Source organism: Stenotrophomonas sp. YJH_SMC_20 (genome assembly GCF_059367845.1).
This window is the reverse complement of the sequence record NZ_JCAFRG010000006.1, coordinates 88,923-111,473: the sequence shown is the minus strand read 5'-3', so window position 1 is coordinate 111,473 and position 22,551 is coordinate 88,923. Positions and strand designations below refer to the sequence as shown.

Genomic DNA, 22,551 nt, shown 5'->3' with positions numbered 1-22,551 from the left:
CCATGATTCCGCGCCGCCAGGTCAAGAACCCGCACGCCGAAGCCGAACAGTTCCGCCGCCGTGCGGCGCTGGGTTTCCTGGGCGTGCTGGTCTGCCTGCTGGGCCTGGGCGGCTGGTACTTCAAGCTGCAGGTGCTGGACCACGACGTGTACGCCACGCGCTCGGAAGCCAACCGCATCAAGCCGCGGCCGGTGGTGCCAGGGCGCGGCATGATCTACGACCGCAACGGTCGCCTGCTGGCCGAAAACGTGCCGGCGTTCCGCCTGGACGTGACCCCGGACAAGGTCAAGGACATGGACGCCACCCTGGAAGGGCTGGCGAAGATCATCAACATCAGCCCGGAAGAGCTGGAAGCGTTCAACAAGTCGCGCAAGGCGCGCCGCAAGTTCCTGCCGGTCACGCTGAAGCTGCGCATGAGCGACGAGGAGATGGCGCGCTTTGCCGTCGACCGCTGGCGTTTCCCGGGGGTCGAGCTGGAACCCTACCTGACCCGGCGCTACCCGTATGGCGATCTGTTCGCGCACATCATCGGCTACGTCGGTCGCGTCGATGACAAGGATCTGGAAATCCTCGGCGAAGGTAATGCCGCGCTGACCCACATCGGCAAATCCGGCCTGGAGCGCTATTACGAGCAGCAGCTGCGTGGCCGGGTCGGCTATGAACAGGTCGAGACCAACGTGCAGGGCCGCGCGATCCGCACCATCGGCCGGGTGGCCGCGCAGTCCGGTGCGGACCTGCGGCTGTCGATCGACGCCGACCTGCAGCGCGCGATGGTGGCTGCCTTCGGCGACCAGGAAGGCTCGGCGGTGGCGATGGACCCGCGTACCGGCGAAGTGCTGGCGATGGTCAGCCTGCCGTCCTACGACCCCAACCTGTTCGTCAACGGCATTTCCCATGCCGACTTCAAGGCATTGAACGAAAACCCGTCGCGGCCGCAGTTCAACCGCCTGGTGCTCGGTGGCGTCGCCCCCGGTTCCACGCTGAAACCCCTGATCGGCCTGGCCGGCCTGGATTCGGGCGTGCGCCGCCCGGAAGACAAGGTGCTGTCCACCGGCATGTTCTACCTGCCCGGCACTTCACGTGGCTGGGGTGATGCGCATCGCGGCGGCCACGGCTGGACCGACCTGCGCAAGTCGATCGCCGAATCGGTCAATACCTATTACTACAAGCTGGCGCTGGACCTGGGCATCGAGCGCTTCGACCATTACATGGAGTACTACGGCTTCGGCCAGCCGACCGGCATCGACCTCACCGGCGAAATCGGCGGCATCCTGCCGTCGCCGGCCTACAAGCGGAAGACCCGCAAGGAAGCCTGGTTCCCGGGCGACACGGTCAACATCAGCATCGGCCAGGGCGACTGGAAGGTCACCCCGCTGCAGCTGGCGCGCGGCGTCAGCGCGCTGGCCGACGGCCAGCTGCGCACCCCGCACCTGGTGATCCAGCAGCGCGAAGGATTCGACAGCGACTGGACGGCAATGCCGGCCGGCGAAAGCAAGCCGATCAGCCCCAACCCCAACAACGTGCAGGCCGTGCGCGAGGGCATGATGGCGACCATGCGGCCCGGCGGCAGCGGCTGGCGCGTGGCGGTGGGTGCGCCGTACGTGATGGCCGGCAAGACCGGTACCGCACAGGTCATCAGCCGCAAGGGCACTGCTGCAGTGAACCCGAAGAGCCTGCCGATGCACCTGCGCCACCGCGCGCTGTTCGTTGGCTTCGCGCCGGTCGAAAACCCGGTGATCGCGATTGCGGTGGCGGTGGAAGGCGGTGGCTACGGTGGTTCAGCCGCGGCGCCGATCGCCCGCAAGGTGTTCGATGCCTACCTGCTGGGCAAGATGCCCGAAGGCATGCAGCCGCTGGACAGCGAGCGCGGCACCACTGCCATCGGCGCCACCGCGTTCGACAACGAAGACGCGAGCGCGCGCCAGGCCGGCGACCTTGCCGCTGCACAGGTGGGAGAACATCCGGTGCTGATCGGCGTGCCTGCACCGGCGCCTGCACCCGCGCCGCAGCCGGATGCGCAGGCCGCCGCGTTGCCGGCCACGCCACGGCCGACCCCTGCGGAGCCCGCACGATGAGAGTGTTCCTGCGTTGGGCCGGCGACATGCTGCGCCGCTTCTTCAGTACGCTGGACTGGGTGCTGTGCCTGGCCCTCGGCGCGCTGATGGTGATCGGCCTGGCGACCCTGAAGAGTGCCGGAGGCGACAGCCTGGTGATGGCCCAGGGCGCGCGCTTCGCGGTGGGCATGGCGGCGCTGTGGGGCATCTCGCGCGTGCCTATCCTGCGCATCCGCTCGGCCACGCCGATGATCTATGCAATCTCGATGATTCCGTTGCTGGCGGTGTTCGTGCTCGGCACCGGCAAGTATGGCCGGCAGTGGCTGGACCTGAAGTTCTTCTACCTGCAGCCGGCCGAGCTGCTGAAGGTGAGCCTGCCGATGATGGTGGCCTGGTACCTGCACAGGATGCCGCTGCCACCGCGCTTCAATACCGTGCTCGTGGCCTTGGTCATCATCGGCGTACCGACCGGCCTGGTGATGCTGCAGCCGGACTTCGGCACCGGTGTGCTGATCGCCGCCAGTGGCGTGTTCGTGCTGCTGCTGGCAGGCCTGCCGTGGTGGTGGGTCGGGCTGGGCGTAGGCGGCGTGGCCGCGGTCGCGCCGGTGGCCTGGTTCTGGCTGCTGCGGCCGTACCAGAAGGACCGCATCATGATGTTCCTGGACCCGGAAATGGACGCGCTTGGCGCCGGCTGGAACATCATCCAGTCGAAGATCGCGATCGGTTCCGGGGGCTTCGATGGCAAGGGCTGGGGCGAGGGCTCGCAGTCGCACCTGAACTTCATTCCCGAGCAGACCACCGACTTCGCGTTCTCGGTGCTGAGCGAGGAATTCGGCTGGATCGGCGTGGCCACCGTGCTGGCGCTGTACCTGCTGGTGATCGGGCGTTGCCTGTGGATTGCCAGCCAATCGCGCGATTCCTATTCGCGCCTGCTTGCCGGGGCCACCGGACTGGCGTTCTTCGTCTACGTACTGGTCAACGGCGGGATGATTTCCGGCCTGCTGCCGGTGGTGGGCGTGCCGATGCCGCTGATCAGTTACGGCGGTACCTCGGCGGTGTCACTGCTGGCCGGCTTCGGCCTGGTGATGGCGGTGCGCAGCCACAACCCGGTGCACGGCGGCTACGGCTAGCCGCCGCGCTTCCTGCTCCTGATTCTTGTAGAGCCGAGCCATGCTCGGCTGCTTCTGCTGTATGAAAGGCAGTCGGGCATGGCTCGACTCTACAAATGCGGCACCGCGCTGACAGCTTCACGCAAGCACGCATTGCTACCGTGGCCGTGTGGAATGGAAACGACTGCTTGGCGGCTGCCGTGAGGCGGTGCGCACGATCGATCTGCCGTTGCTGGTTGCGTTGTTGATCCTGATGGGCGTCGGCCTGGCGGTGCTGCACAGCGTGTCCGGCCCCGTGGCCGGGCAGGCGGCGCGCTTTGCCGGTGGCCTGGTGGCGATGTGGCTGCTGTCGCGTGTTTCGCTGCTGCGCCTGCGGGCGTGGACACCAGCGTTGTATGCGTTGTCGATGCTGCCGCTGATGGCGGTCTACGTGGTCGGCACCGGCAAATACGGGCAGCGCTGGCTCAACCTCGGCGTGTTCTACCTGCAACCGTCCGAACTGCTCAAGCTCAGCCTGCCGCTGATGATGGCCTGGTACCTGCATCGCCAACCGCTGCCGCCGTCGCCACGCACGGTACTGACGGCTGCGGTGCTGATCGGCATGCCTGCAGTACTGATCCTGATGCAGCCCAACCTCGGTACCGCAACGCTGGTCACCGCCAGCGGCGTGTTCGCCTTGTTGCTGGCGGGCCTGCACTGGGGATGGGTGGCGACCGGGGCAACAGGGCTTGCGGTGGCCGCACCCCTGGCATGGTTCGGTCTGTTGCGTCAGTACCAGAAGGATCGCGTGCTGACCTTCCTCGATCCGGCGGCAGACCCGCTCGGCACCGGCTGGAACATCCTGCAGTCACGCATCGCGATCGGTTCCGGTGGCTGGCAGGGTCGTGGCTGGGGGCAGGGCACCCAGGCCACGCTGGACTTCCTGCCTGAGTACACCACGGACTTCGCGTTCTCGGTGCTGGCCGAAGAGTTCGGCTGGATCGGCGTGGCCACCGTGTTTGCGCTGTACCTGTTCGTGGTCGGCCGCTGCCTGTGGATCGCGGTGCACGCCCGCGACACGCACGCAAGGTTGCTGGCCGGCAGCCTGGGCTTGGCGTTCTTCGTGTACGTACTGGTGAACGGCGGGATGATTTCCGGCCTGCTGCCGGTGGTGGGCATTCCGATGCCGTTGATCAGTTATGGCGGTACCTCGGCGGTGTCGCTGCTGGCGGGTATCGGGCTGGTGATGGCGGTGCGCGGGCACCGACCCGTGCACGGGGGATAGGGTTTCCAGCCAACGGCGCAGCCCCTCGTGGATGACCGCGCAAAGCAGTTCATGGGTGGGGCCGGGTAGATGGGCCGCGCAGGGGACGCTGCAAGTACATCCATGTAAGCTCGGTCGCCGCATCCATGCGGCTCACGCCCCTGCGCAGCCCATCTACCCGGCCACGGACAGGTTCCGTGCGCGTCTCCCCCGGAGAAGAAAAAGAAGATCAAAAGCAAAGGCGGCCTGGCGGGTCGCTTCATTGCCTTGTGTAGAGCCGATCCATGCTCGGGTCACGAGCAAGCGCAGCGTCGCGATCTTTTGATCTTCTTTTTCTTCTCCGTGGGTGGCAGACCTCCGAAATCTGTCAGAGGCCGGTCGGGTTGGGTACGCGGGGGTGTCAGCCGCATGGATGCGGCTGCCAAGCCTCCAGGGACGGATTCACGGCGTCCCCCGCGCACCCAACCCGACCGGCCCACCCGCGGCTTCTCCTTTCCGCGACCACCCAGACACCACCCACGAGGGGCAGCGCCGTTGGCTGGAAACTTCCTGACTCTGCGCAACGCCGGTTATGGAAGCGTTCTCACAACGATGCACGGCAGCACACCCGCTGACCAAAGTCCGCAAAAAACGTTAGCTGGTTCACACTTTTACGCCGCGTTGATCTTGATCAATGGACTTGTCGTAATCGGCCTGCACAATGGCGGCCCGTTCGGCACGGCGCGCCGTCAATCGATGCAGCGCGAGGGGGCGTCGGGCGGGAGCAGTACTGATCCAACGGATACAGGGAGCGCGGGGCACTGCCACTGGGGAGCGGCAGCCGCGCAGGTATCGACCGGATCCGGTCGCCGGTTGCGTCTGCGGGGATGGGGACGCAACCGGCCACCTCTATCTGAATGGGGAAGCCCGATCACGACGTCTTCACTTTTCCCGCTGAACGGGGCAAATCGTTGTGATTCATGGTGTTAGGGGTTTTAATTCATCCATGACCTGCTAACCTGCGACGATGATTCGACGCACTCTGGCCTGCATGCTCACCCTCGGCCTGGTCGCCTGCGCGACCCAGCCGAAGTCCCCACCGTCTTCGCCGCAGGCCAGCAGCACGCCGCGCCAGCCGTCCGCCAAGGCCCATGGTCCGGCCGAGGCCGCGCCTGAAGCCACTGCCGCCACCGCACCGCCGGTCGATCTCACCCCGGTGCCGTTCGAGGTTGCACGGGCCCGCTTCATTGCCGATACCGCCAAGCGCTATGGCTTGAAGCCGGAGCAGATCAGCAGCGTGCTCGACCAGGCGCAGGTGCGCCAGCCGATCATCGCCGCCATGTCGCGTCCGGCCGAACGGGTCAAACCGTGGAACGAATACCGGCCGATGTTCATCAGCAAGGCACGCATCGATGGCGGCCGCGCGTTCCTGGCCCAGCATCGTGCCGAACTGGATCGCGTGCAGCAGCGCACCGGCGTGCCGGCCGAGGTGATCGTGGCGATCATCGGCGTGGAGACCAGTTACGGGAAAAATGCCGGCAACCACCGCGTGCTCGATGCGCTGTACACGCTGGCGTTCTACTACCCGCGCAGTGGCGACCCGGCCAAGCTGGAACGCGAAGTGCGCCGCGAGCTGTTCTTCCGCGATGAGCTGGCCAAGCTGTTCGAGCTGGGCCGTGAGGAAAAGCTGGACATCACCACGCTCAAGGGCAGCTATGCCGGTGCGATGGGCATGGGCCAGTTCATGCCGTCCAGCTATCTCGATTACGCCGTGGACGGTAATGGCGATGGCCGTCGCGACCTGTTCACCAGCTACGACGATGTGTTCTCGTCCATCGCCAATTACTTCGTGAAGAAGGGCGGCTGGGTCCGTGGTGGCCAGGTGGCCGTACCGGCCACGCTGGCGCCGGGTCGCGAGGAGTTCAACCCGACCGAATGGATGCCGACCTGGTCGCTGGCCGACCTGGCCCAGCGCGGCTACCAGCCCAGCGCTGCGGTGCAGCCGGGCGCCACCGCAACGCCGATCACGCTTGAGGGCAGCACCGGCAAGCAGTACTGGCTGGGCTTCCAGAACTACTACGCGATCACCCGCTACAACCTCTCGAAGATGTACGCGATGGCCGTATTCCAGTTGTCGCAGGCCATCGCCGGACAGGAGCTGCCCCCGGCATGAACATCAGATGGCTGGTCCCGAGCTTGATCGTCCTCGCGCTGGCTGCCTGCAGCAGTGCGCCGAAGAAGCCGGCCATGGCCGGCCACGGTGGCAAGCCCAGCGGCACGGTGGTGCAGGGTCGGGGCTCGCGCCCGGCGCATTGCCCGGAAGGCTCGCCCTATGCCGCGGCCAAGGAAGACCCGAACACGCGCGGCAACTACACCGCCGGGGGGCTGTACAAGCCCGGCGTGCGCGACAGCACCCCGGACTACATTCCCAACGTCGCCTGCATTCCCGAGCCGGAAGTGACCGCCGAAGAGCGTTCGGCCATCGGCAACAAGTCGCCGTACGTGGTGCTGGGCAAGTCGTACAAGGTGCTCGACGACACCCGCAACTATGTCGAGCGCGGTACCGCGTCGTACTACGGCGCCAAGTTCCACGGCCGCCTGACCTCCAACCGCGAGGTCTACGACATGTACCAGTTCACCGCCGCGCACAAGACGCTGCCGCTGCCCAGCTTCGCCCGTGTGACCAACCTGGACAACGGCGAGTCGGTGATCGTGCGCGTCAACGACCGTGGCCCGTTCCATGATGGCCGTGTGGTCGACCTTAGTTATGCCGCCGCAGTGCGGCTGGGCATCACCCAGCGCGGTACCGGCAATGTGGAGGTGCGCGCGTTGCAGCCGGGCGAGGGCAACCTGCTGGCGCAGAAGCCGTCGCGCCGCGAGCGCCGTGCCGCCGAAACGGCTGTCGCGGCGGCCAGTACGCGCCCGGTAACGGCTGCGCGTGCCACCGCCGACAGCGACATCGATCGCCTGGTCAAGCGCCTTCCGGCCGACGCCACGCCTGCGCGTGGCCAGCCGGCCACCACACAGGGCGTGGCCAGCGCGGTGCCGGACGTGGCGGTCAGCAGCCTGCCGCCGAGCGCACCGCCGGTGCGCAGCCCCACAATGGCGCCGGTTGCAGTCGCCAGCGCCGCGCCGCGCACGGTCGCGCCGTCCGCAGTGCGTACGGTGCCCGCCACCGCAGCAGCCCCCAGCCTGTCGCAGCAGGTGGTCGGCGCGGTGATGGTGCAGGTCGCCAGCTTCTCCAGCCGCGACAATGCCAACCGCGCGATGGGCCAGCTCAACGCGGCCGGCATTGTCGGCGCGACCATCAGCGACATCGCCGCCGGTGGCCGCACCCTGTTCCGGCTGCGCGTTCCCGCCAGCGACCATGCCAGTGCCGCGGAACTTGCCGGCCGCATCGCCGGTCTGGGCCTGGGTTCGCCGCAGATCGTCAAGGATTGATCCACTCGGGCCGGTGCTGCCGGCCCGTGCTCGCCCGGCCTTACAATGGCCGCTACGTTCCACCCTCCATTCCCGGCCGTCCCCTGGAGCCTGCTGTCCAATGAATTTCCGTTCCGCCGCCATCGCCCTGGCCGCCACCCTGGTGGTGGGCCTGGCTTCCGCCCAGACGCCGCTGCCGACCCCGGCCACGCCTGCGCCTGCCGCCGCCGCTGCCGCCCCGGCCACCGTTGCCACCCCCCCGGCGCCGGTGCCGAGCGTATCCAAGGCCTGGGTGCTGATGGACTACGCCACCGGCCAGGTGCTGGCTGGCGAAAACATCCACGAGCAGCTGGCCCCGGCCAGCATCACCAAGGTGATGACGTCCTACGTGGTTGCCGCCGAGGTCAAGAACGGCAAGGTCCGTGCGGATGACCAGGTGATGATGAGCGAGCGCGCATGGCGCGAAGGCGGCGCCGGCACCGATGGCAGCTACAGCGGCTTCCCGGTCAACCAGACCGCACGCCTGGAAGACATGGAAAAGGGCATGGCGATCCAGTCCGGCAATGACGCCGCGATCGCCCTGGCCGAGCATGTGGCCGGCAGCGAAGAAGCCTTCGCGTCGCTGATGAACAGCTACGCCGCCAAGATCGGCATGAAGAACTCGCACTTCGTCAACGCCCACGGCCTGACCGCCGAAGGCCACCACAGCACCGCCTATGACCTGGCACTGCTGGGCCGCGCGATGGTGCGTGATTACCCGGAAACCTACGCGTACAACAAGATCAAGGAATTCCAGGTCGGCAACATCAAGCAGCCGAACCGCAACCTGCTGCTGTGGCGAGATGGCAGCGTCGACGGCATCAAGACCGGCCACACCTCCGAAGCCGGTTACTGCCTGATGAGTTCGGCGCAGCGCGGCGACCAGCGCCTGATCGCCGTGGTATTGGGTGGTGCGTCGGAAAAGCAGCGCGCTGATGACAGCCTGGCCCTGCTGAACTGGGGTTTCCGCTTCTTCGAGACCCACCGCCTGTACGAGCCGGGCAAGCCCGTGGCCGAGCACAAGGTCTGGAAGGGCACCGCCGACAAGGTGCAGCTGGGCGTGGCGCAGCCGATGCTGGTCAGCGTGCCGCGCGGCCGCTACAACGACCTGAAGCCGAGCATCGACGTGCCCAAGACCCTGGAGGCACCGTTCACTGCCGGCCAGCAGATCGGCACCGTGAAGGTCACGCTGGACGGCAAGGTCGTCGCCGAAGCGCCGCTGGTCGCCGTGGCTGCCGTCGAACAGGCCGGCTTCTTCAAGCGCCTGTGGGACAGCTTCTGGATGTGGTGGGAATCGGAATGATCCACGCCCCGGCGTGGTGAATGAAAAGGCCGGCGTATGCCGGCCTTTTCGTTCCGGGATGTCGGATGCGGATGGGGGGAGTGCCGGCCGCTGGCCGGCTCCCCATGAATCCATCCGGAAATGCGAGAGCCGGCCAGCGGCCGGCACTACCGGCAGCGCCTCACTTGCAGCGAGCGATGCAGTAACCGGTGTGCCGACCAACGGTCGGCACCTACCCGCTTCACCCTCAGCCCCTCGCCTACAGCGAGCGGCTGATGGTGAAGCTGCCGAACACCGGCGATTGGCGCTGGCCGTTGAATTCGCGCGTGCTGTGGTAGCGCGCGGCAGCGAACTTCCAGCGGCCGTACATCACCGCCACGCCGTACCCGCCGTAGGCCACCACATGGCGCTTGTCCACGCTGTGGCTGTTGCGGAAGGTGTTGCCATCCAGCGTGATGTCGCGGATCACCCAGGCAGCGTCGGAGGTCGCGAACAGGTGCCAGGACCACCCGCTTGGGCGGCCGCCGCGGGTCGGCGCCGTGTTCTCACCTGCCGGGCGCAACGGCGTGCTGCCGAAGTCATCCGGCAGCTTCCAGCCGAAGCGCACTTCACCGCCCAAATTGGCCTTGGTTTCCAGGTTGCCGATCGACCCGCCGTAGTGGCTGATCGCGTCCCAACCCCAACCGTCGGCATTGACGCTGGCATCGCCCGGCCAGCGGCGCATGCGCTCATGGGTCAGCATGAACAGTGGTTCGTTGTGCAGCTGGTTGTCCCAACCCTTGAATTTCTCGTCGCCCAACACTTCATGCACGGCATTCTGCACCTGCTTGCCCTGCGCCCACGGGCCGACCACGCCCAGTGTCAGCTGGGTGGTCTGCAGGCGGTCGCCGCTGCGCGCATTGAAACCGAAGTTTGCGATCAGCACGCCGGCGTAAGGGCGGTCGTCCTCGATCAGGTCCCTGCGGCTGAAATCGGTTGGGGTGAAAATCCCCTGGCCGATGCTGAAGATCATGTTCTGCTGTTCGAACCTGCCCGGATGCAGCCCTTCCAGGTACCGGTTCACCCAGCGCGCCATGCGCGGCAGGCAGGGGTCGTCGGTGTAATCGACCAGATTGGGGGAGACCAGGGTCAACAGCGCACCGTTGGTATAGCCCTGATCCTGGTGGCGGCCGCCGAACAGGTCGTTGTCGACGCGGAAATTGACCTGCGGCGGATGGTCGCGCATCGCGTCCGGGCCACATTGTTCGGCCGCCTGGGCGGCAAGCGGGAGGGCAGCAGCCAGCAGGCCGTACAGGCCGAGGGCCGCAAGGCGGCGGTGGGAGGGGGGACTCATTGGGAGGGCTTTGTTCTGTCTGTCGTTATATGCCGCGACACGGTACTCTCGGGGACGTGACGGAACGAGCGCGTTCGAATCACTTGTCTGTTCCGAAAACGACATTGTCTCGTGAGGACAATCCTGAACCCTCCTGTAGCGGGCTTCGGGGCAATGACCAATGCTGAACGTCTGTTCAGCTGCAACGCAGCGACTCACCAGTGCGCCGTTTGACGTTGATGAATACTCTTGGGTTTGTTGCCCTGCGGCCCGATAATGGCTCCATGGAAATCAAGTCCGACAACCCCGACCACGGCTTCCAGTTCCCCGGCCAGTTCGAGCTCAGCGCCATGGGCCCGGCCAACCGCGGCCTGGAACATGAGCTCCCCCGCCTGCTGCTGGCTGCCGGCATCGATGTGGTCAACGAACGCATCAGCTGGAAGCACTCCTCCAACGGCAAGTACGTGTCCGTCCGCATCGTGTTCAAGGCCGAAAGCCGCGAGCAGTACGACCTGGCGCACCAGGCGCTGCGCGACCACCCGGAAGTGAAGTGGACGCTGTAGCCGACAGCTGCCCGGCCGAAGCCGCCCCGGAACACCGCGCGCCGCGTCCGGCGGTGGTCCGTGACCTCGGCCGCCAGGCCTACGAGCCGGTATGGCGCGCCATGCAGCGCTTCACCGACCAGCGCAGCGACAACGATGCCGACGAGCTGTGGGTGGTCGAGCACGACCCGGTGTTCACCCTGGGCCAGGCCGGCAAGGACGAGCACGTGCTGGCACCGGGTGAGATCCCGGTGCTGCACGTGGACCGAGGTGGCCAGGTGACCTACCACGGTCCCGGCCAGATCGTGGTCTATCCGCTGCTGCGCCTGCCGCGGCTGGGGATCGGGGTCCGCGACTACGTGTGCCGCATCGAGCAGGCCCTCATCGATACGCTGGCCGAGTGGAACATCGGTGCCGAACGCCGCGAGGGCGCCCCGGGCGTCTACGTCGGTGGTGCCAAGATCGCTGCGCTCGGCATCCGTGTGCGGCGCGGCTGCACCTTCCATGGGCTGGCCTTCAACGTGGCCATGGACCTGGAACCCTTCCACCGCATCAATCCCTGTGGCTATCAGGGGTTGCAGGTGACCTCGGTAGTAGACTTGGGCGGGCCCTCCGGCATGGAGGCCGTCAAGCCGGTACTGCTGGAGCACCTGGCCCGCCAGTTCGGCCTGCTGCTCCAGCCCACGCACGAACTGCCCGATCTTTCTGCGGCCGCCTGACCGCTCCCGGAACTGCCATGACTGAAACCACCGCCCGTTCCATTCCCCTGCAGATCGTGCAGGGCGACTCCCCATCCGCCGCGCCGTTGCAGGCCGGGGTCAAGCAGCTGGGCGGTGACAAGATCAACCGCTCGCCGGTGCAGTTCGCCGACGCGCCGGTGCTGCGCAAGCCGTCATGGATCCGCGTGCGCATTCCCTCGGGAAATGCCGTGCAGAACCTGAAGGCCAAGCTGCGCGAAAACCGCCTGGTGACCGTATGCGAGGAAGCCAGCTGCCCGAACATCCACGAATGCTTCGGCCATGGCACCGCCACCTTCATGATCCTCGGCGAGGTCTGCACCCGCCGCTGCTCGTTCTGCGACGTGGCCCATGGCCGCCCGAAGCCGCCGGATGCCAACGAACCGGCCAGCCTCGGCCAGACCGTGGCCGACATGGGCCTGAAGTACGTGGTGGTGACCAGCGTCGACCGCGATGACCTGCGTGACGGCGGTGCCCAGCACTTCGTCGACTGCATCACCGCCATCCGCGAAAAGTCGCCGGGTACCCGCATCGAAGTGCTGACGCCGGACTTCCGTGGCAAGGGCCGCATGGAGCGCGCGCTGGAGATCCTGGCGCAGAACCCGCCGGATGTGTTCAACCACAACATCGAAACCGTACCGGACCTGTACCGCAATGTGCGCCCGGGTGCGGACTACCAGTGGTCGCTGAACCTGCTGAAGAACTTCAAGGCGCAGCACCCGGGCGTGCCGACCAAGAGCGGCATCATGCTGGGTCTGGGCGAAGACTTCGAACAGATCAAGGCCACCATGCGCGACCTGCGCGCGCACGATGTGGACATGATCACCATCGGCCAGTACCTGCAGCCGACCGCGCATCACCACCCGGTACTGAAGTACTGGACTCCCGAGGACTACAAGGCGCTGGAGGACTACGGCTACGAGCTGGGATTCAGCCACGTGGCCTCCGGCCCGATGGTGCGCTCGTCGTACCACGCCGACGTCCAGGCCAAGGGCGCCGGCATTTCCTGACACCCTGCCGGTGGGTGGGAGCTACTTCTCCTGTGGGTGCGGACCCTTGGTCCGCACACCTCTGCCTGCCGTAGAGCCGAGCCCATGCTCGGCTGCTTGCTGCCGGCCAGCCGAGCATGGGCTCGGCTCTACATGCATTCACAATTTGCTACACCGGCCCGGCTAGGCTGGTTTTCCACCGAGCGCGGCCGGGTGACAAACCCGGCAACTTTCGGCACTGTCGTGGTGTCTTAACACCCCGCAGTCTCCCCCTTGGCAAGGCGCCTTCGAGCACGTCAATGAAATTCAAAGCCCCCGCATTCCTGATGGCCCTGGCGCTGGTGGCGCCGCTGGCGCTGGCGGCCAAGGCCGACTCGCCGGCATTGCCCGCTGCGGTAACCGCCGATCAGGTGACCACCTCCAAGCTGGTGTACGGCCTGCTGTCCGACAGCCGTTATGCCTACCGCCCGCGCGCGCTGGACGAGGCCACGTCCAAGGACGTGTTCAAGCGCTACCTGGAGACGCTTGACGGCGGCAAGCAGTACTTCACGCAGGCCGACGTGGCGCGCTTTGCGCCGTTCGAAGCCAACATTTCCTCCGCCATTCGCGGCGGCGAGCTGGAGCCGGCATTCCAGGTCTTTGCGGTCTACAAGCAGCGCGTCGGCGAGCGCGTGGCCTACGCGCGCAAGCTGCTCAAGCAGGAACCGGACTTCACCACCGACGAGCGCTTCGAGTACGACCGCAAGAAGGTGCCGTGGGCCGCCAGCAGCGCCGAGCTGGATGAGCTGTGGCGCAAGTCGGTGAAGAATGACTGGCTGCGTCTTAAGCTGGCCGGCAAGAAGCCCGATGACATCCGCAAGACGCTGGACAAGCGCTATGCCACGCTTGAAAAGTCGGTCAACGAGCTGAAGGGCGAGGATGTCTTCCAGTTCTTCATGAACGCCTACACCAGCGCTGTCGATCCGCACACCGACTACTTCACCCCGCGCACCGCCGAGAACTTCAACCAGGCGATGTCGCTTTCGCTGGAAGGCATCGGTGCGCAGCTGCAGCGGCAGGACGACATGGTGGTGATCCGCGAGATCATCGCCGGTGGCCCGGCTGCAGTGGATGGCACGCTGAAGCCGGGTGACCGCATCGTCGGCGTCGGCCAGGGCAAGTCCGGCCTGGTCGAGGACGTGATCGGCTGGCGCATCGACGACGTCGTGGCCAAGATCCGCGGTGCCAAGGATACCCAGGTGAAGCTGGAATTCATTCCGGCCGCCGAGGGTGCCGACGGCAAGCACCACACCCTGGTGCTGACCCGCCAGAAGGTGCGCCTGGCCGAACAGGCCGCGAAGGGAGAGACCATGACCATCCCGGCCGCCAATGGCGAGCCGGCACGCAGGATCGGCGTGATCAAGCTGCCGACCTTCTACCAGGACTTCGAAGGCCGTCGCCGCAATGCGGCCGACTACGCCTCGGCCACCCGCGACGTGGCCAAGCTGCTGGCCGGCTTCAAGAACGACAAGCTGGACGGCGTGGTGCTGGACCTGCGCAACAACGGCGGCGGTTCGCTGGATGAAGCCATCGAACTGACCGGCCTGTTCATCGAGCAGGGCCCGGTGGTGCAGGTCCGCGAGTCTGGTGGCCGCGTCACCGTCAACAGCGACCGCAACCAGGGCGTGGCGTGGGATGGCCCGCTGGCGGTGCTGATCAACCGCGGTTCGGCCTCGGCCTCGGAAATTTTTGCTGGTGCCATCCAGGACTACGGTCGTGGCCTGGTGATCGGTGAAACCAGCTTCGGCAAGGGCACCGTTCAGAACATCGTCGACCTCGACCGTTGGCCGAGCGGCGAGACCCAGCGCTTTGGCCAGGTCAAGCTGACCATCGCCCAGTTCTTCCGCATCAGCGGCAGCAGCACCCAGCACAAGGGCGTGGTGCCCGACCTGGCCTTCCCGGCCAGTGTCGACGCCACCGAGTTCGGCGAGAGCACCTACGACAACGCCCTGCCGTGGACCCGCATCGCCGCCGTGCCGCACACCCAGTACGGCAACTTCGCGCCGCTGCTGCCGAAGCTGGAAACCCGCCACGACGCACGCATCGCCACCGACAAGGAGTTCCAGTGGTGGAACGAGGACGTGGAACAGTTCCGCACCGAGGCGGCCAAGAAGTACATCTCGCTCAACGAGGCCACGCGCCGCGCCGAGCGTGAGCGCCAGGATGCCCAGCGCAAGGAACGCCAGCTGCAGCGCAAGGAGCTGGGCCTGGCCCTGGACCCGCTGGCCGATGACAGCAGCGATGACGGCCTGACGGGCAACGAGCGCGACATCGTCAAGGACGCCGCGCGCGAGAAGGCGGCCGAGAAGCGCCCGGACCCGCTGCTGCGCGAGTCGGCGTCCATCCTGGCCGATGCGGTGAACCTGCTGGCCAACGACCGCCCGCTGTCGGCACAGGTGCTGCCGCAGTCGACCGGCGCCGGTCGCTGGGCGGACTGAGCCGGACACGGTATGTGATACCCGAGGGCCGGCATTGCCGGCCTTCTGCTTTTTTCGTGCATGAACCGGCTGCAAACGGGGCCGCCTGACGCGGGTGCTTTCGACCTGCCGCACACAGCAACGGGGCTACCCTTGCCGGTACCGTCCTCGCAGGAGCACCCATGCGGTCCTCCCTCGTTTCCAGTGCTGTTGTGGCGCTTGGCAGCGCCCTGATCCTGTCGGCCTGTGGTGGCCGTGCCGCCGACAGCACGCTGCTGCGCGAATCCTTCGATTCCGGCGACACGTTCTCGCGTACCGTCGATGGTCGCCCCGGCGATGCCTGTGAAGCGGCGCGGCGCACCCTGCTCAGCCAGGGGTACGCCATCGCCCGTGCCGATGACGCACAGGTGGAAGGCAACAAGAACTTCCAGCCGCGCGAAGACGACCATGAGCAGCTGGTGCTGCGCATCTCCTGTGCGCCCCGGGGCGATCAGGCGTTGGTGTTCGTAAGCGCCGTGCAGGACCGTTATGCGTTGAAGAAGAGCCCGACGTCCGCCAGTGTCGGCGTCGGTGCACTGGGCTCGGTATCACTGCCGTTCGGCAGCAATGACGATTCGCTGGTGAAAGTGGCGAGCAGCACGGTTACCGACGCCGATTTCTATCGCCGTTTCTTCCAGCGCCTGCAGCAGTACCTGCCACAGGCTGCGGGCACGCCACCGCCGCCACCACCCGCAGCAGTTCCTGAGCCCGCGCCGGTCCGCACGGACCAAGGGTGAACGTGCACGGCTGGCTGATGGGCGCGGCCCTGTTGCTCGCGCCTGTGATGGGCGTGGCGGCCACAGCCGGCGACTGCGCCCAGGGGCTGCTGCTGCGGCTGGGCTGGCGCTTCGACGAGGCCGCGCTGAAGGAGCCGCAGGTGCATGGTGGCGCGGTGTGCACCCGTGCGTCGCTGGCCGAGGCGCAGGCAGCAGGCGATCTGCACGTGCGCTGGCCGGCGCACATGTCCGCTGCTGCACGCCAGGCGCTGCTGCAGCAGTTGCTGGACGATCCGGCCACGATCTGCGCCTATGCGTTCCAGCTGGGGGCGGCCACGCAACGCGCCGCCTCGGCCTTGCAGGCCAACACCCGCTTCCGCTTCTCCGGCCTGCAGATGGGCTGGATCGGTTTCGGCCTGCAGGGCCCGCGCGCTCAAGGCTGGCAGCGTACGCACAGTCTTGGCCGCGGTTTCGTTCCCAGCGCGGGCAACAGCAAGGCGCTGCAGGCGTTCTACAACGGTGCCGTGCGTGCCGAATGCGGTGTCGGCCGCCAGGTCGCGCAGCTGGCCACCCAGCGCGAGCTGTATGGCGATGCTGCCTTCGATACCGAGTTCTCTGCGGATGAGCTGTCGATCGGCACCTTTCTCGCCCTGCATGGGACCGACAGCATCCTGCTTGGCGCGCATGCCGGCGATTTCTTCGCCGATGGCAAGGCAGTGCGTACCTCGGCGATGGGGCGCCAGGCGTTCGTCGGTGTGCCTGGTTTCATCGAGCATGCATACGACAAGGGCACGCTGGATGACCTGAGCAACCAGGCCGAGAACTTCGTGGTGGTCGAGGTGGGCGAGGACGCTGCGCGGGCGCTGGCCACGCATGGCGGCCTGGCCTGGTACGACCAGCGCAACGTCGAACTATGGAAACTCGCGCAGGACATCCCGCGCACCGGCCAGCGCTACTTCGAACGCCTGCTGTTCGAGCGCGACCCTGAGGTGCGCGCGGCGCTTGCGCCGCGCTACCACGCCACGCTGGCACGCATGGACCGCCTGCTGGACGATCCGTTCTACCAGCAGTTCGTGATCTATGTGCATCCGCGCGGTATACGTCCCATCGGCTACCACATCGCCCGCCTGCTTGACCGCAACCCGCGAACCCCCTTTTCGATCGACCTGGCGGTGCACAATCTGCATACCACGCTCTACCGGCGTTGGCGCGAGGCGCAGCTGCGCCACTGCGCGGCTACCGGCAGGCCAGGCAGCCTGACCCTAGACCCCAACTGAAGGTGAAACAATGGATATTGCAATGATCGGCCTCGGCCGCATGGGCGCCAACATGGCCCAGCGCCTGCATCGCGGCGGCCACCGCGTGGTCGGCTACGACCCGGGCGAAGGCGCCCGCCAGCGCGCCGCCGAGGCCGGCCTGGAGGTGGTTGATTCGCTGGCCGCCGCGGTGGCCGCGCTGCCGGTGCCGCGCGTGGTGTGGCTGATGGTACCGGCCGGCGAAACCGTCGACCAGACGCTGGGCCAGCTGATCCCGCACCTGGCCGAGGGTGACATCGTCATCGACGGCGGCAACTCCAACTACCAGGACTCGATCCGCCGCGCCAAGGCGCTGGCCGAGGACGGCCTGGGCTACGTCGACTGCGGCACCAGCGGAGGCGTGTGGGGCCTGCAGGAAGGCTACAGCCTGATGGTCGGTGGCGAAGCGCCGGTGGTGGAGCAGATCGCGCCGCTGCTGCGTACGCTGGCACCGGCTGAAGATCGCGGCTGGGCACGTGTCGGTCCATCCGGCGCTGGCCACTTCACCAAAATGGTGCACAACGGTATCGAGTACGGAATGATGCAGGCTTACGCCGAAGGCTTCGCGCTGATGGAGCGCAAGCAGGAGATGGAGCTGGACCTTGCCCAGGTGGCCGAAGTCTGGCGGCACGGCAGCGTGGTGCGTTCGTGGCTGCTGGACCTGAGTACCGAAGCACTCAAGCGCAATCCGTCGCTGGATGGCATCGCGCCGTATGTGGAGGATTCCGGTGAAGGCCGCTGGACCGTCGCCGAAGCCATCGCGCTGGACGTGCCGGCCCCGGTGATCACCTTGTCGCTGCTGGAACGCCTGCGTTCGCGCGAATCCAACTCGTTCACCGACCGCCTGCTGTCGGCGATGCGCAACGAGTTCGGTGGGCACGCCATCAAGAAGTCGTAAGCAATCGGGGTCGGACCCCTTTCCGCAGGAAAGGGCGCTGACCCCCATGGCGCCAAGGGCAGTCGAGCATGGCTCGACTCTGCAAAAGCATTTTCCGATTGTTTGCACGTCATCCACGCATGGCGTGGATCTACTGGCAGATCGCGGGAAAGTGCCGAAGGCCAGGTGGGGGCGGTTGCGGGGGTGTCTGCGGCATGGATGGCGCGGCCAAGCCTCCAGGGACGGATTTACGGCGTCTCCCGCAACCCGACCCACCCCGCCATCCCACGGATAGCCGGCTTTTGCTGTTGAGGTTGCCGGCCAGCGGCCGGCACTACCGCTTCTGCGGGTGCAGGGCGCAGCCCTGCCGATCACCCCAACGCGATTCGCCGCCCTTCGCGCGCACTGTCCATGCCGGCCTGCAGCAACCGCATCAACTGCAGTGCCTGCACCGGGCTGACCGTAGCTTCGCCGTCGCCGTGCATCGCCGCGGCGAACTGCGCATACAGCCGCCGGTAGTCGCCAGGCAGGTTGTCCACCGTCGTGCGCTGCACGTTGTCTTCGGCATCGCAGCGTACCAGCTCACCATGCCGCGGATCGATACCCCAGCCTGGCGCACCGGGTGCCACACCGCGGCGCAGCTGCGCCTCCTGCACGTCCAGGCCGTGCTTGATCCAGCTTGCCTTGCTGCCATGCACGCTGAAGTGCGGGGTCTGTGCCGCGACCAATGAACCGGAATGGAGGATCGCGCGATGCCGCGGGTAGTGCAGCACGGCGTGGAAGTAATCGATGCCGCTGCCGCCTTGGCGCAGCACGGCAAGATCCGCATCGATCGCCTCGGGCCAGCCGAACAGCACCAGCATCTGGTCCAGCAGATGCGGACCCAGGTCGTACCACAGGCCACTACCGGGCCCGTCCTGCTCGCGCCAGCGATCGCGCACCTGCGGCCGGTAACGGTCGAAATGCGCATGGCACTCGGCCACGTCGCCCAGTGCGCCTTCGGCCAGCAGCGCCTGCAGGGTGAGGAAATCCGCATCGAAGCGCCGGTTCTGGAACACGGTGGCGATGCGGCCGGCGCTGCGTGCCGCAGCCAGTACCGCTTCGGCTTCAGCGACATCCAGCGCAAACGGCTTGTCGACCAGCACGTGCTTGCCCGCGGCCAGCGCCGCGATTGCAAGCGGCGCGTGCTGCGCGTTCGGTGTGGCAATCACCACCGCGTCCACGGCCGGATCGTCGAACACGTCCTGCGGCATCGCACGCACGTGCACGTCGCTGAACGCGCGCAGCAATGTGTCGCGCTGCGAACTGACGATGCTGTGCAGCGCCAGCCCGGGTGTGTGCTGGATCAGCGGCGCATGGAAGACGCGGCCGGCGAGGCCGTAGCCGATCAGGGCCAGTTGCAGGTCGGGGCGCATGGCAGAGCTCCGGCTGTGGGAAGGGCAGGGTATACGACGGGTGGTGGCAGGCCAAACTGAACCGTTGGCCCAGGAAACGGTCCGATTCACGGCGGCATGACCGCAGCGCCACGCCTGCTCTACGGCGGCTTGTCCAGACTGGCACCACATCCCGAAGGAGTACGACACGATGAGCAATACCTCCCGCACACTGATTGCTTCTGCCTTGACGCTGGGCCTGGCGCTGTCCTCCTCGGCTGCATTTGCCAAGGATCCCGCTGCCAAGAGCCCGCCGACCAGCAGCCATCCGGCCACGCATGCTGATCGCCATGACTCCAATGAGCCTGTGACCGATACCTGGATCACCACCAAGGTGAAGGCCGACCTGCTGGCCAGCAGCAACGTTCCGGGCACGGAGATCAAGGTGGAAACCGTGAACGGCGTTGTCAGCCTGAGCGGCGCGGTGGCCTCCCAGGCCGAGAAGGACAAGGCGGTTGCCACTGCCAAGGGCATCAAGGGCGTGACCCGCGTCGATGCCGCTGCACTGAAGGTCAGCACTGCTGCCAAGCGCTGACCTGGCGGAGTGGGCGCCCCGGTATGGGGCGCCCACTCCCGCGTGACGCCGAGCCGTGCTCGGCTGCCGTTGGGTTCCAGCCGACCGTGGGCTCGGCCGTACAGCGCCGAAGTACCAGCCGTTCAGCCAGCGGCGCTGGAAACTCCAGAGTTTTGACCCGCCTGCGCTATATTGCCGGTTCCGCCGCACTGGGGCCGGGTACGGCCCATGCTTTGCGGCCGTGTTGATGAGGAACTATGGCGCTGGTTTTCAGTGATGACATCTGGGACCGCTGGCGGATGCCCGCCCTGGCGCTGGCCGCCGCAGCGATCATCGTGGTGCCGTGGTTGACACTGCGCCACCTGCAGCAGGACAGCGAAGATGCGATGGCCTGGGTCAATCATACCCAGGCTGTCGGCGTGGCCTTGCAGCAGCTGCAGGCCGATGTACGCGATGTCGAATCGGCCGCGCTGACCCTGTCCAAGGGCGTGGACGCGCCTGGCCTGCGCGAGCGCATGGCCAAAGCCAATGAACTTCCCGGTCGCCTGGCTGAACTGGGCCGGATGACCCGCGACAATCCTGAGCAGCTGATCCGCATCGGCCGCATCGAGTCGATGCTGGAAGGGCGCATGGCGCTTGCCCGCGAACTGGCAAAGTCAGAGCCCAACAGTGACCAGCGCGAGCTGGTGCAGGACCTGAGCACGCGTTATCCGATCCGCGGGCTGGTGGAGGAACTGCAGGCCAGCGAGCAGAAGCTGCTGGCACAGCGCGCCGAGCAGGCCGCCCGCCAGCGCAAGCAGACCGAGTTGGTGTCGTGGAGTTCGCTGGTGGTCCAGCTGGCGTTGCTCGGCCTGGTGCTGTGGCTGCTGCAGCGGCAGATCGGCCGCCGCCTGCACGCCGAGCGGCAGTCATTGCGTTCGGCCGCGCGTGCAGCGTCGGTGCTGCAGACGGTGCGCGAGCCGATCGTGCTGCTCGACCGCGATCTGCGCGTGCAACTGCACAATCCTGCTTTCGCCGAGCTGTATGGTCTGCAGGATGAGCGCGCCGAGGGCCTGGTGCTGGATAACGTCGGCAACGGTGCGTGGCAAGACCCGGTGATGCGCCAGCGACTGTCCGATGTGCTGCTGCGCGGCCGGGAACTCTGGGACTTCGAGCATGAACAGCGCACCGCCGATGGCTTGGTGCGCTACATGCTGCTCAACGCGCGGCGCATGCCGCTGCCGGACACCGATGACGAAGTGGTGTTGCTCACGGTCAGCGACGTCACCGTGCAGCGTGCGGTGCAGCTGCGTGTGGAGGAACTGAACCGCCAGCTGGAAGGCAAGGTTGCACAGGTGTCCGAGGTCAACAGGGAACTGGAAGCCTTCAGTTACTCGGTCTCGCACGATCTGCGGGCGCCGCTGCGCCACGTGGCTGGATTCTCCGACAAGCTGTCGCGCCATCTCGGCGATGCGGCCGATGACAAGAGCCGCCATTACCTGGAAGTGATCTCCAGTTCGGCGCGGCGCATGGCCGCGCTGATCGACGACCTGCTGGTCTATTCGCGGCTGGGCCGTGCGGCAATGCGGCACCAGGCGGTGGACATGCAGTCGCTGGTGGCCGATACCCGCGCCATGCTCGATTCCAATCTGCAGGCCGAGGCTGAGGCCAGCGGCCACGTGCACCAGGTGGAGTGGAACATCGCGCCGCTGCCGATCGTGGTGGGTGACGAGAACATGATCCGCCAGGTCTGGCTGAACCTGCTTGGCAACGCGGTGAAGTACTCGGGCAACCGCGAACCGGCGAAGATCCGCGTGGATTACCAGCCCCAGCCCGACGGCGGCCATCAGTTCACGGTCAGCGACAATGGTGCAGGCTTTGACATGGCCTATGCCGGAAAGCTGTTCGGTGTGTTCCAGCGCCTGCACAAGGCCAGCGACTACCCCGGAACCGGTATCGGCCTGGCCAGCGTCCGTCGCGTGCTCACCCGCCATGGCGGCCGTATCTGGGCCGAGGCCGAACCGGACGTCGGCGCCACCTTCCACTTCTACCTGCCCCCCGCGACCGACGCGGACAAACAAGGTCCCTCTGCATGACGACTCTGCGCACCATTCTTCTCGCCGAAGACAGCCCGGCCGATGCCGAAATGGCGATCGACGCCCTGGAAGAGGCGCGTCTGGCCAATCCCATCGTGCACGTCGAGGATGGCGTGGAAGTGATGGACTACCTGCTGCGCCGCGGCGCCTTCGCCAACCGCGAGGAAGGCCTGCCGGCGGTGCTGCTGCTGGACATCAAGATGCCGCGCATGGACGGCCTGGAAGTGCTGCGGCAGATCCGCGAGCACGAAGAACTCAAGCGCCTGCCGGTGGTGATCCTGTCGTCCTCGCGCGAGGAAAGTGATTTGGCCCGCAGCTGGGACATGGGGGTCAATGCCTACGTGGTCAAGCCGGTGGACGTGGACCAGTTCTTCGGTGCGGTGCAGACCCTGGGCAAGTTCTGGGCGTTGATCAACCAGGCACCGGAACTCGAGTGAGCC

General features: G+C 66.7%; 18 protein-coding genes. 16 read left to right on the top strand and 2 right to left on the bottom strand.

Annotated elements, in window-relative coordinates; all coding sequences use genetic code 11:
• Positions 1–2 precede the first annotated feature (2 nt).
• From mrdA to AC5P6A_RS12300, 6 genes are all read left to right on the top strand, one after another.
• Positions 3–2,075: a penicillin-binding protein 2 gene (mrdA, locus tag AC5P6A_RS12325; RefSeq protein ID WP_155030138.1), complete on the top strand. Its 2,073-nt coding sequence runs from the start codon at positions 3–5 to the stop codon at positions 2,073–2,075.
• On the top strand, positions 2,072–3,184 hold the full coding sequence (gene rodA / locus AC5P6A_RS12320; RefSeq protein ID WP_019660682.1) for a rod shape-determining protein RodA: 1,113 nt from the start codon (positions 2,072–2,074) through the stop codon (positions 3,182–3,184). Before mrdA ends, rodA (AC5P6A_RS12320) begins: the two co-directional genes overlap by 4 nt.
• 148 nt (positions 3,185–3,332) lie before the next feature.
• Positions 3,333–4,427: a rod shape-determining protein RodA gene (gene rodA, locus AC5P6A_RS12315; protein ID WP_026347091.1), complete on the top strand. Its 1,095-nt coding sequence runs from the start codon at positions 3,333–3,335 to the stop codon at positions 4,425–4,427.
• Between the two features lie 985 nt (positions 4,428–5,412).
• A complete protein-coding gene (gene mltB / locus AC5P6A_RS12310) occupies positions 5,413–6,558 on the top strand; it encodes a lytic murein transglycosylase B (protein ID WP_171952618.1) in 1,146 nt (381 codons plus the stop codon).
• On the top strand, positions 6,555–7,826 hold the full coding sequence (locus AC5P6A_RS12305) for a septal ring lytic transglycosylase RlpA family protein (RefSeq protein WP_329848883.1): 1,272 nt from the start codon (positions 6,555–6,557) through the stop codon (positions 7,824–7,826). The genes mltB and AC5P6A_RS12305 overlap by 4 nt, the downstream gene beginning before the upstream one ends.
• A gap of 100 nt (positions 7,827–7,926) precedes the next feature.
• Positions 7,927–9,147, top strand: a complete 1,221-nt coding sequence (locus AC5P6A_RS12300; protein ID WP_155030135.1) for a D-alanyl-D-alanine carboxypeptidase family protein — start codon at positions 7,927–7,929, stop codon at positions 9,145–9,147.
• Positions 9,148–9,385: 238 nt separating this feature from the next.
• On the opposite strand, the gene AC5P6A_RS12295 is transcribed toward AC5P6A_RS12300, so the two are convergent.
• Positions 9,386–10,459, bottom strand: a complete 1,074-nt coding sequence (locus tag AC5P6A_RS12295; protein WP_021203734.1) for a lipid A deacylase LpxR family protein — start codon at positions 10,457–10,459, stop codon at positions 9,386–9,388.
• Between the two features lie 263 nt (positions 10,460–10,722).
• Here AC5P6A_RS12295 and AC5P6A_RS12290 point away from each other — a divergent pair, with 263 nt between their 5' ends.
• The 7 genes from AC5P6A_RS12290 to gnd all read left to right on the top strand — a co-directional run bounded on the left by AC5P6A_RS12290 (position 10,723) and on the right by gnd (position 18,110).
• Positions 10,723–11,001, top strand: coding sequence for a YbeD family protein (locus AC5P6A_RS12290; RefSeq protein WP_005411067.1), 279 nt, complete (start codon positions 10,723–10,725; stop codon positions 10,999–11,001).
• Positions 10,989–11,699: a lipoyl(octanoyl) transferase LipB gene (gene lipB, locus AC5P6A_RS12285; protein WP_019660675.1), complete on the top strand. Its 711-nt coding sequence runs from the start codon at positions 10,989–10,991 to the stop codon at positions 11,697–11,699. The genes AC5P6A_RS12290 and lipB overlap by 13 nt, the downstream gene beginning before the upstream one ends.
• A 17-nt stretch (positions 11,700–11,716) precedes the next feature.
• Positions 11,717–12,727: a lipoyl synthase gene (lipA, locus tag AC5P6A_RS12280; protein ID WP_019660674.1), complete on the top strand. Its 1,011-nt coding sequence runs from the start codon at positions 11,717–11,719 to the stop codon at positions 12,725–12,727.
• 278 nt (positions 12,728–13,005) lie between these two features.
• A complete protein-coding gene (locus tag AC5P6A_RS12275) occupies positions 13,006–15,183 on the top strand; it encodes a carboxy terminal-processing peptidase (RefSeq protein ID WP_019660673.1) in 2,178 nt (725 codons plus the stop codon).
• A gap of 161 nt (positions 15,184–15,344) precedes the next feature.
• Positions 15,345–15,938 carry a DUF2242 domain-containing protein gene (locus AC5P6A_RS12270; protein WP_019660672.1) on the top strand — a complete coding sequence of 198 codons (594 nt, stop codon included), beginning with the start codon at positions 15,345–15,347 and terminating at the stop codon, positions 15,936–15,938.
• A gap of 17 nt (positions 15,939–15,955) precedes the next feature.
• Positions 15,956–17,194 carry a hypothetical protein gene (locus AC5P6A_RS12265; RefSeq protein ID WP_134730126.1) on the top strand — a complete coding sequence of 413 codons (1,239 nt, stop codon included), beginning with the start codon at positions 15,956–15,958 and terminating at the stop codon, positions 17,192–17,194.
• A 10-nt stretch (positions 17,195–17,204) separates the two neighbouring features.
• Positions 17,205–18,110 carry a phosphogluconate dehydrogenase (NAD(+)-dependent, decarboxylating) gene (gene gnd / locus AC5P6A_RS12260; protein ID WP_134729960.1) on the top strand — a complete coding sequence of 302 codons (906 nt, stop codon included), beginning with the start codon at positions 17,205–17,207 and terminating at the stop codon, positions 18,108–18,110.
• 350 nt (positions 18,111–18,460) lie between these two features.
• Here gnd and AC5P6A_RS12255 read toward each other — a convergent pair whose 3' ends face one another.
• Positions 18,461–19,504 carry an oxidoreductase gene (locus AC5P6A_RS12255; RefSeq protein WP_134731624.1) on the bottom strand — a complete coding sequence of 348 codons (1,044 nt, stop codon included), beginning with the start codon at positions 19,502–19,504 and terminating at the stop codon, positions 18,461–18,463.
• 169 nt (positions 19,505–19,673) lie between these two features.
• On the opposite strand from AC5P6A_RS12255, the gene AC5P6A_RS12250 reads away from it, so the two are divergent.
• The 3 genes from AC5P6A_RS12250 to AC5P6A_RS12240 all read left to right on the top strand — a co-directional run bounded on the left by AC5P6A_RS12250 (position 19,674) and on the right by AC5P6A_RS12240 (position 22,548).
• Complete coding sequence (locus AC5P6A_RS12250) at positions 19,674–20,057, top strand: BON domain-containing protein (protein ID WP_019660668.1); 384 nt, start codon at positions 19,674–19,676, stop codon at positions 20,055–20,057.
• Between the two features lie 236 nt (positions 20,058–20,293).
• Positions 20,294–22,111, top strand: coding sequence for a sensor histidine kinase (locus AC5P6A_RS12245; protein WP_019660667.1), 1,818 nt, complete (start codon positions 20,294–20,296; stop codon positions 22,109–22,111).
• Positions 22,108–22,548, top strand: coding sequence for a response regulator (locus AC5P6A_RS12240; protein ID WP_005411057.1), 441 nt, complete (start codon positions 22,108–22,110; stop codon positions 22,546–22,548). The genes AC5P6A_RS12245 and AC5P6A_RS12240 overlap by 4 nt, the downstream gene beginning before the upstream one ends.
• Positions 22,549–22,551: the final 3 nt, after the last annotated feature.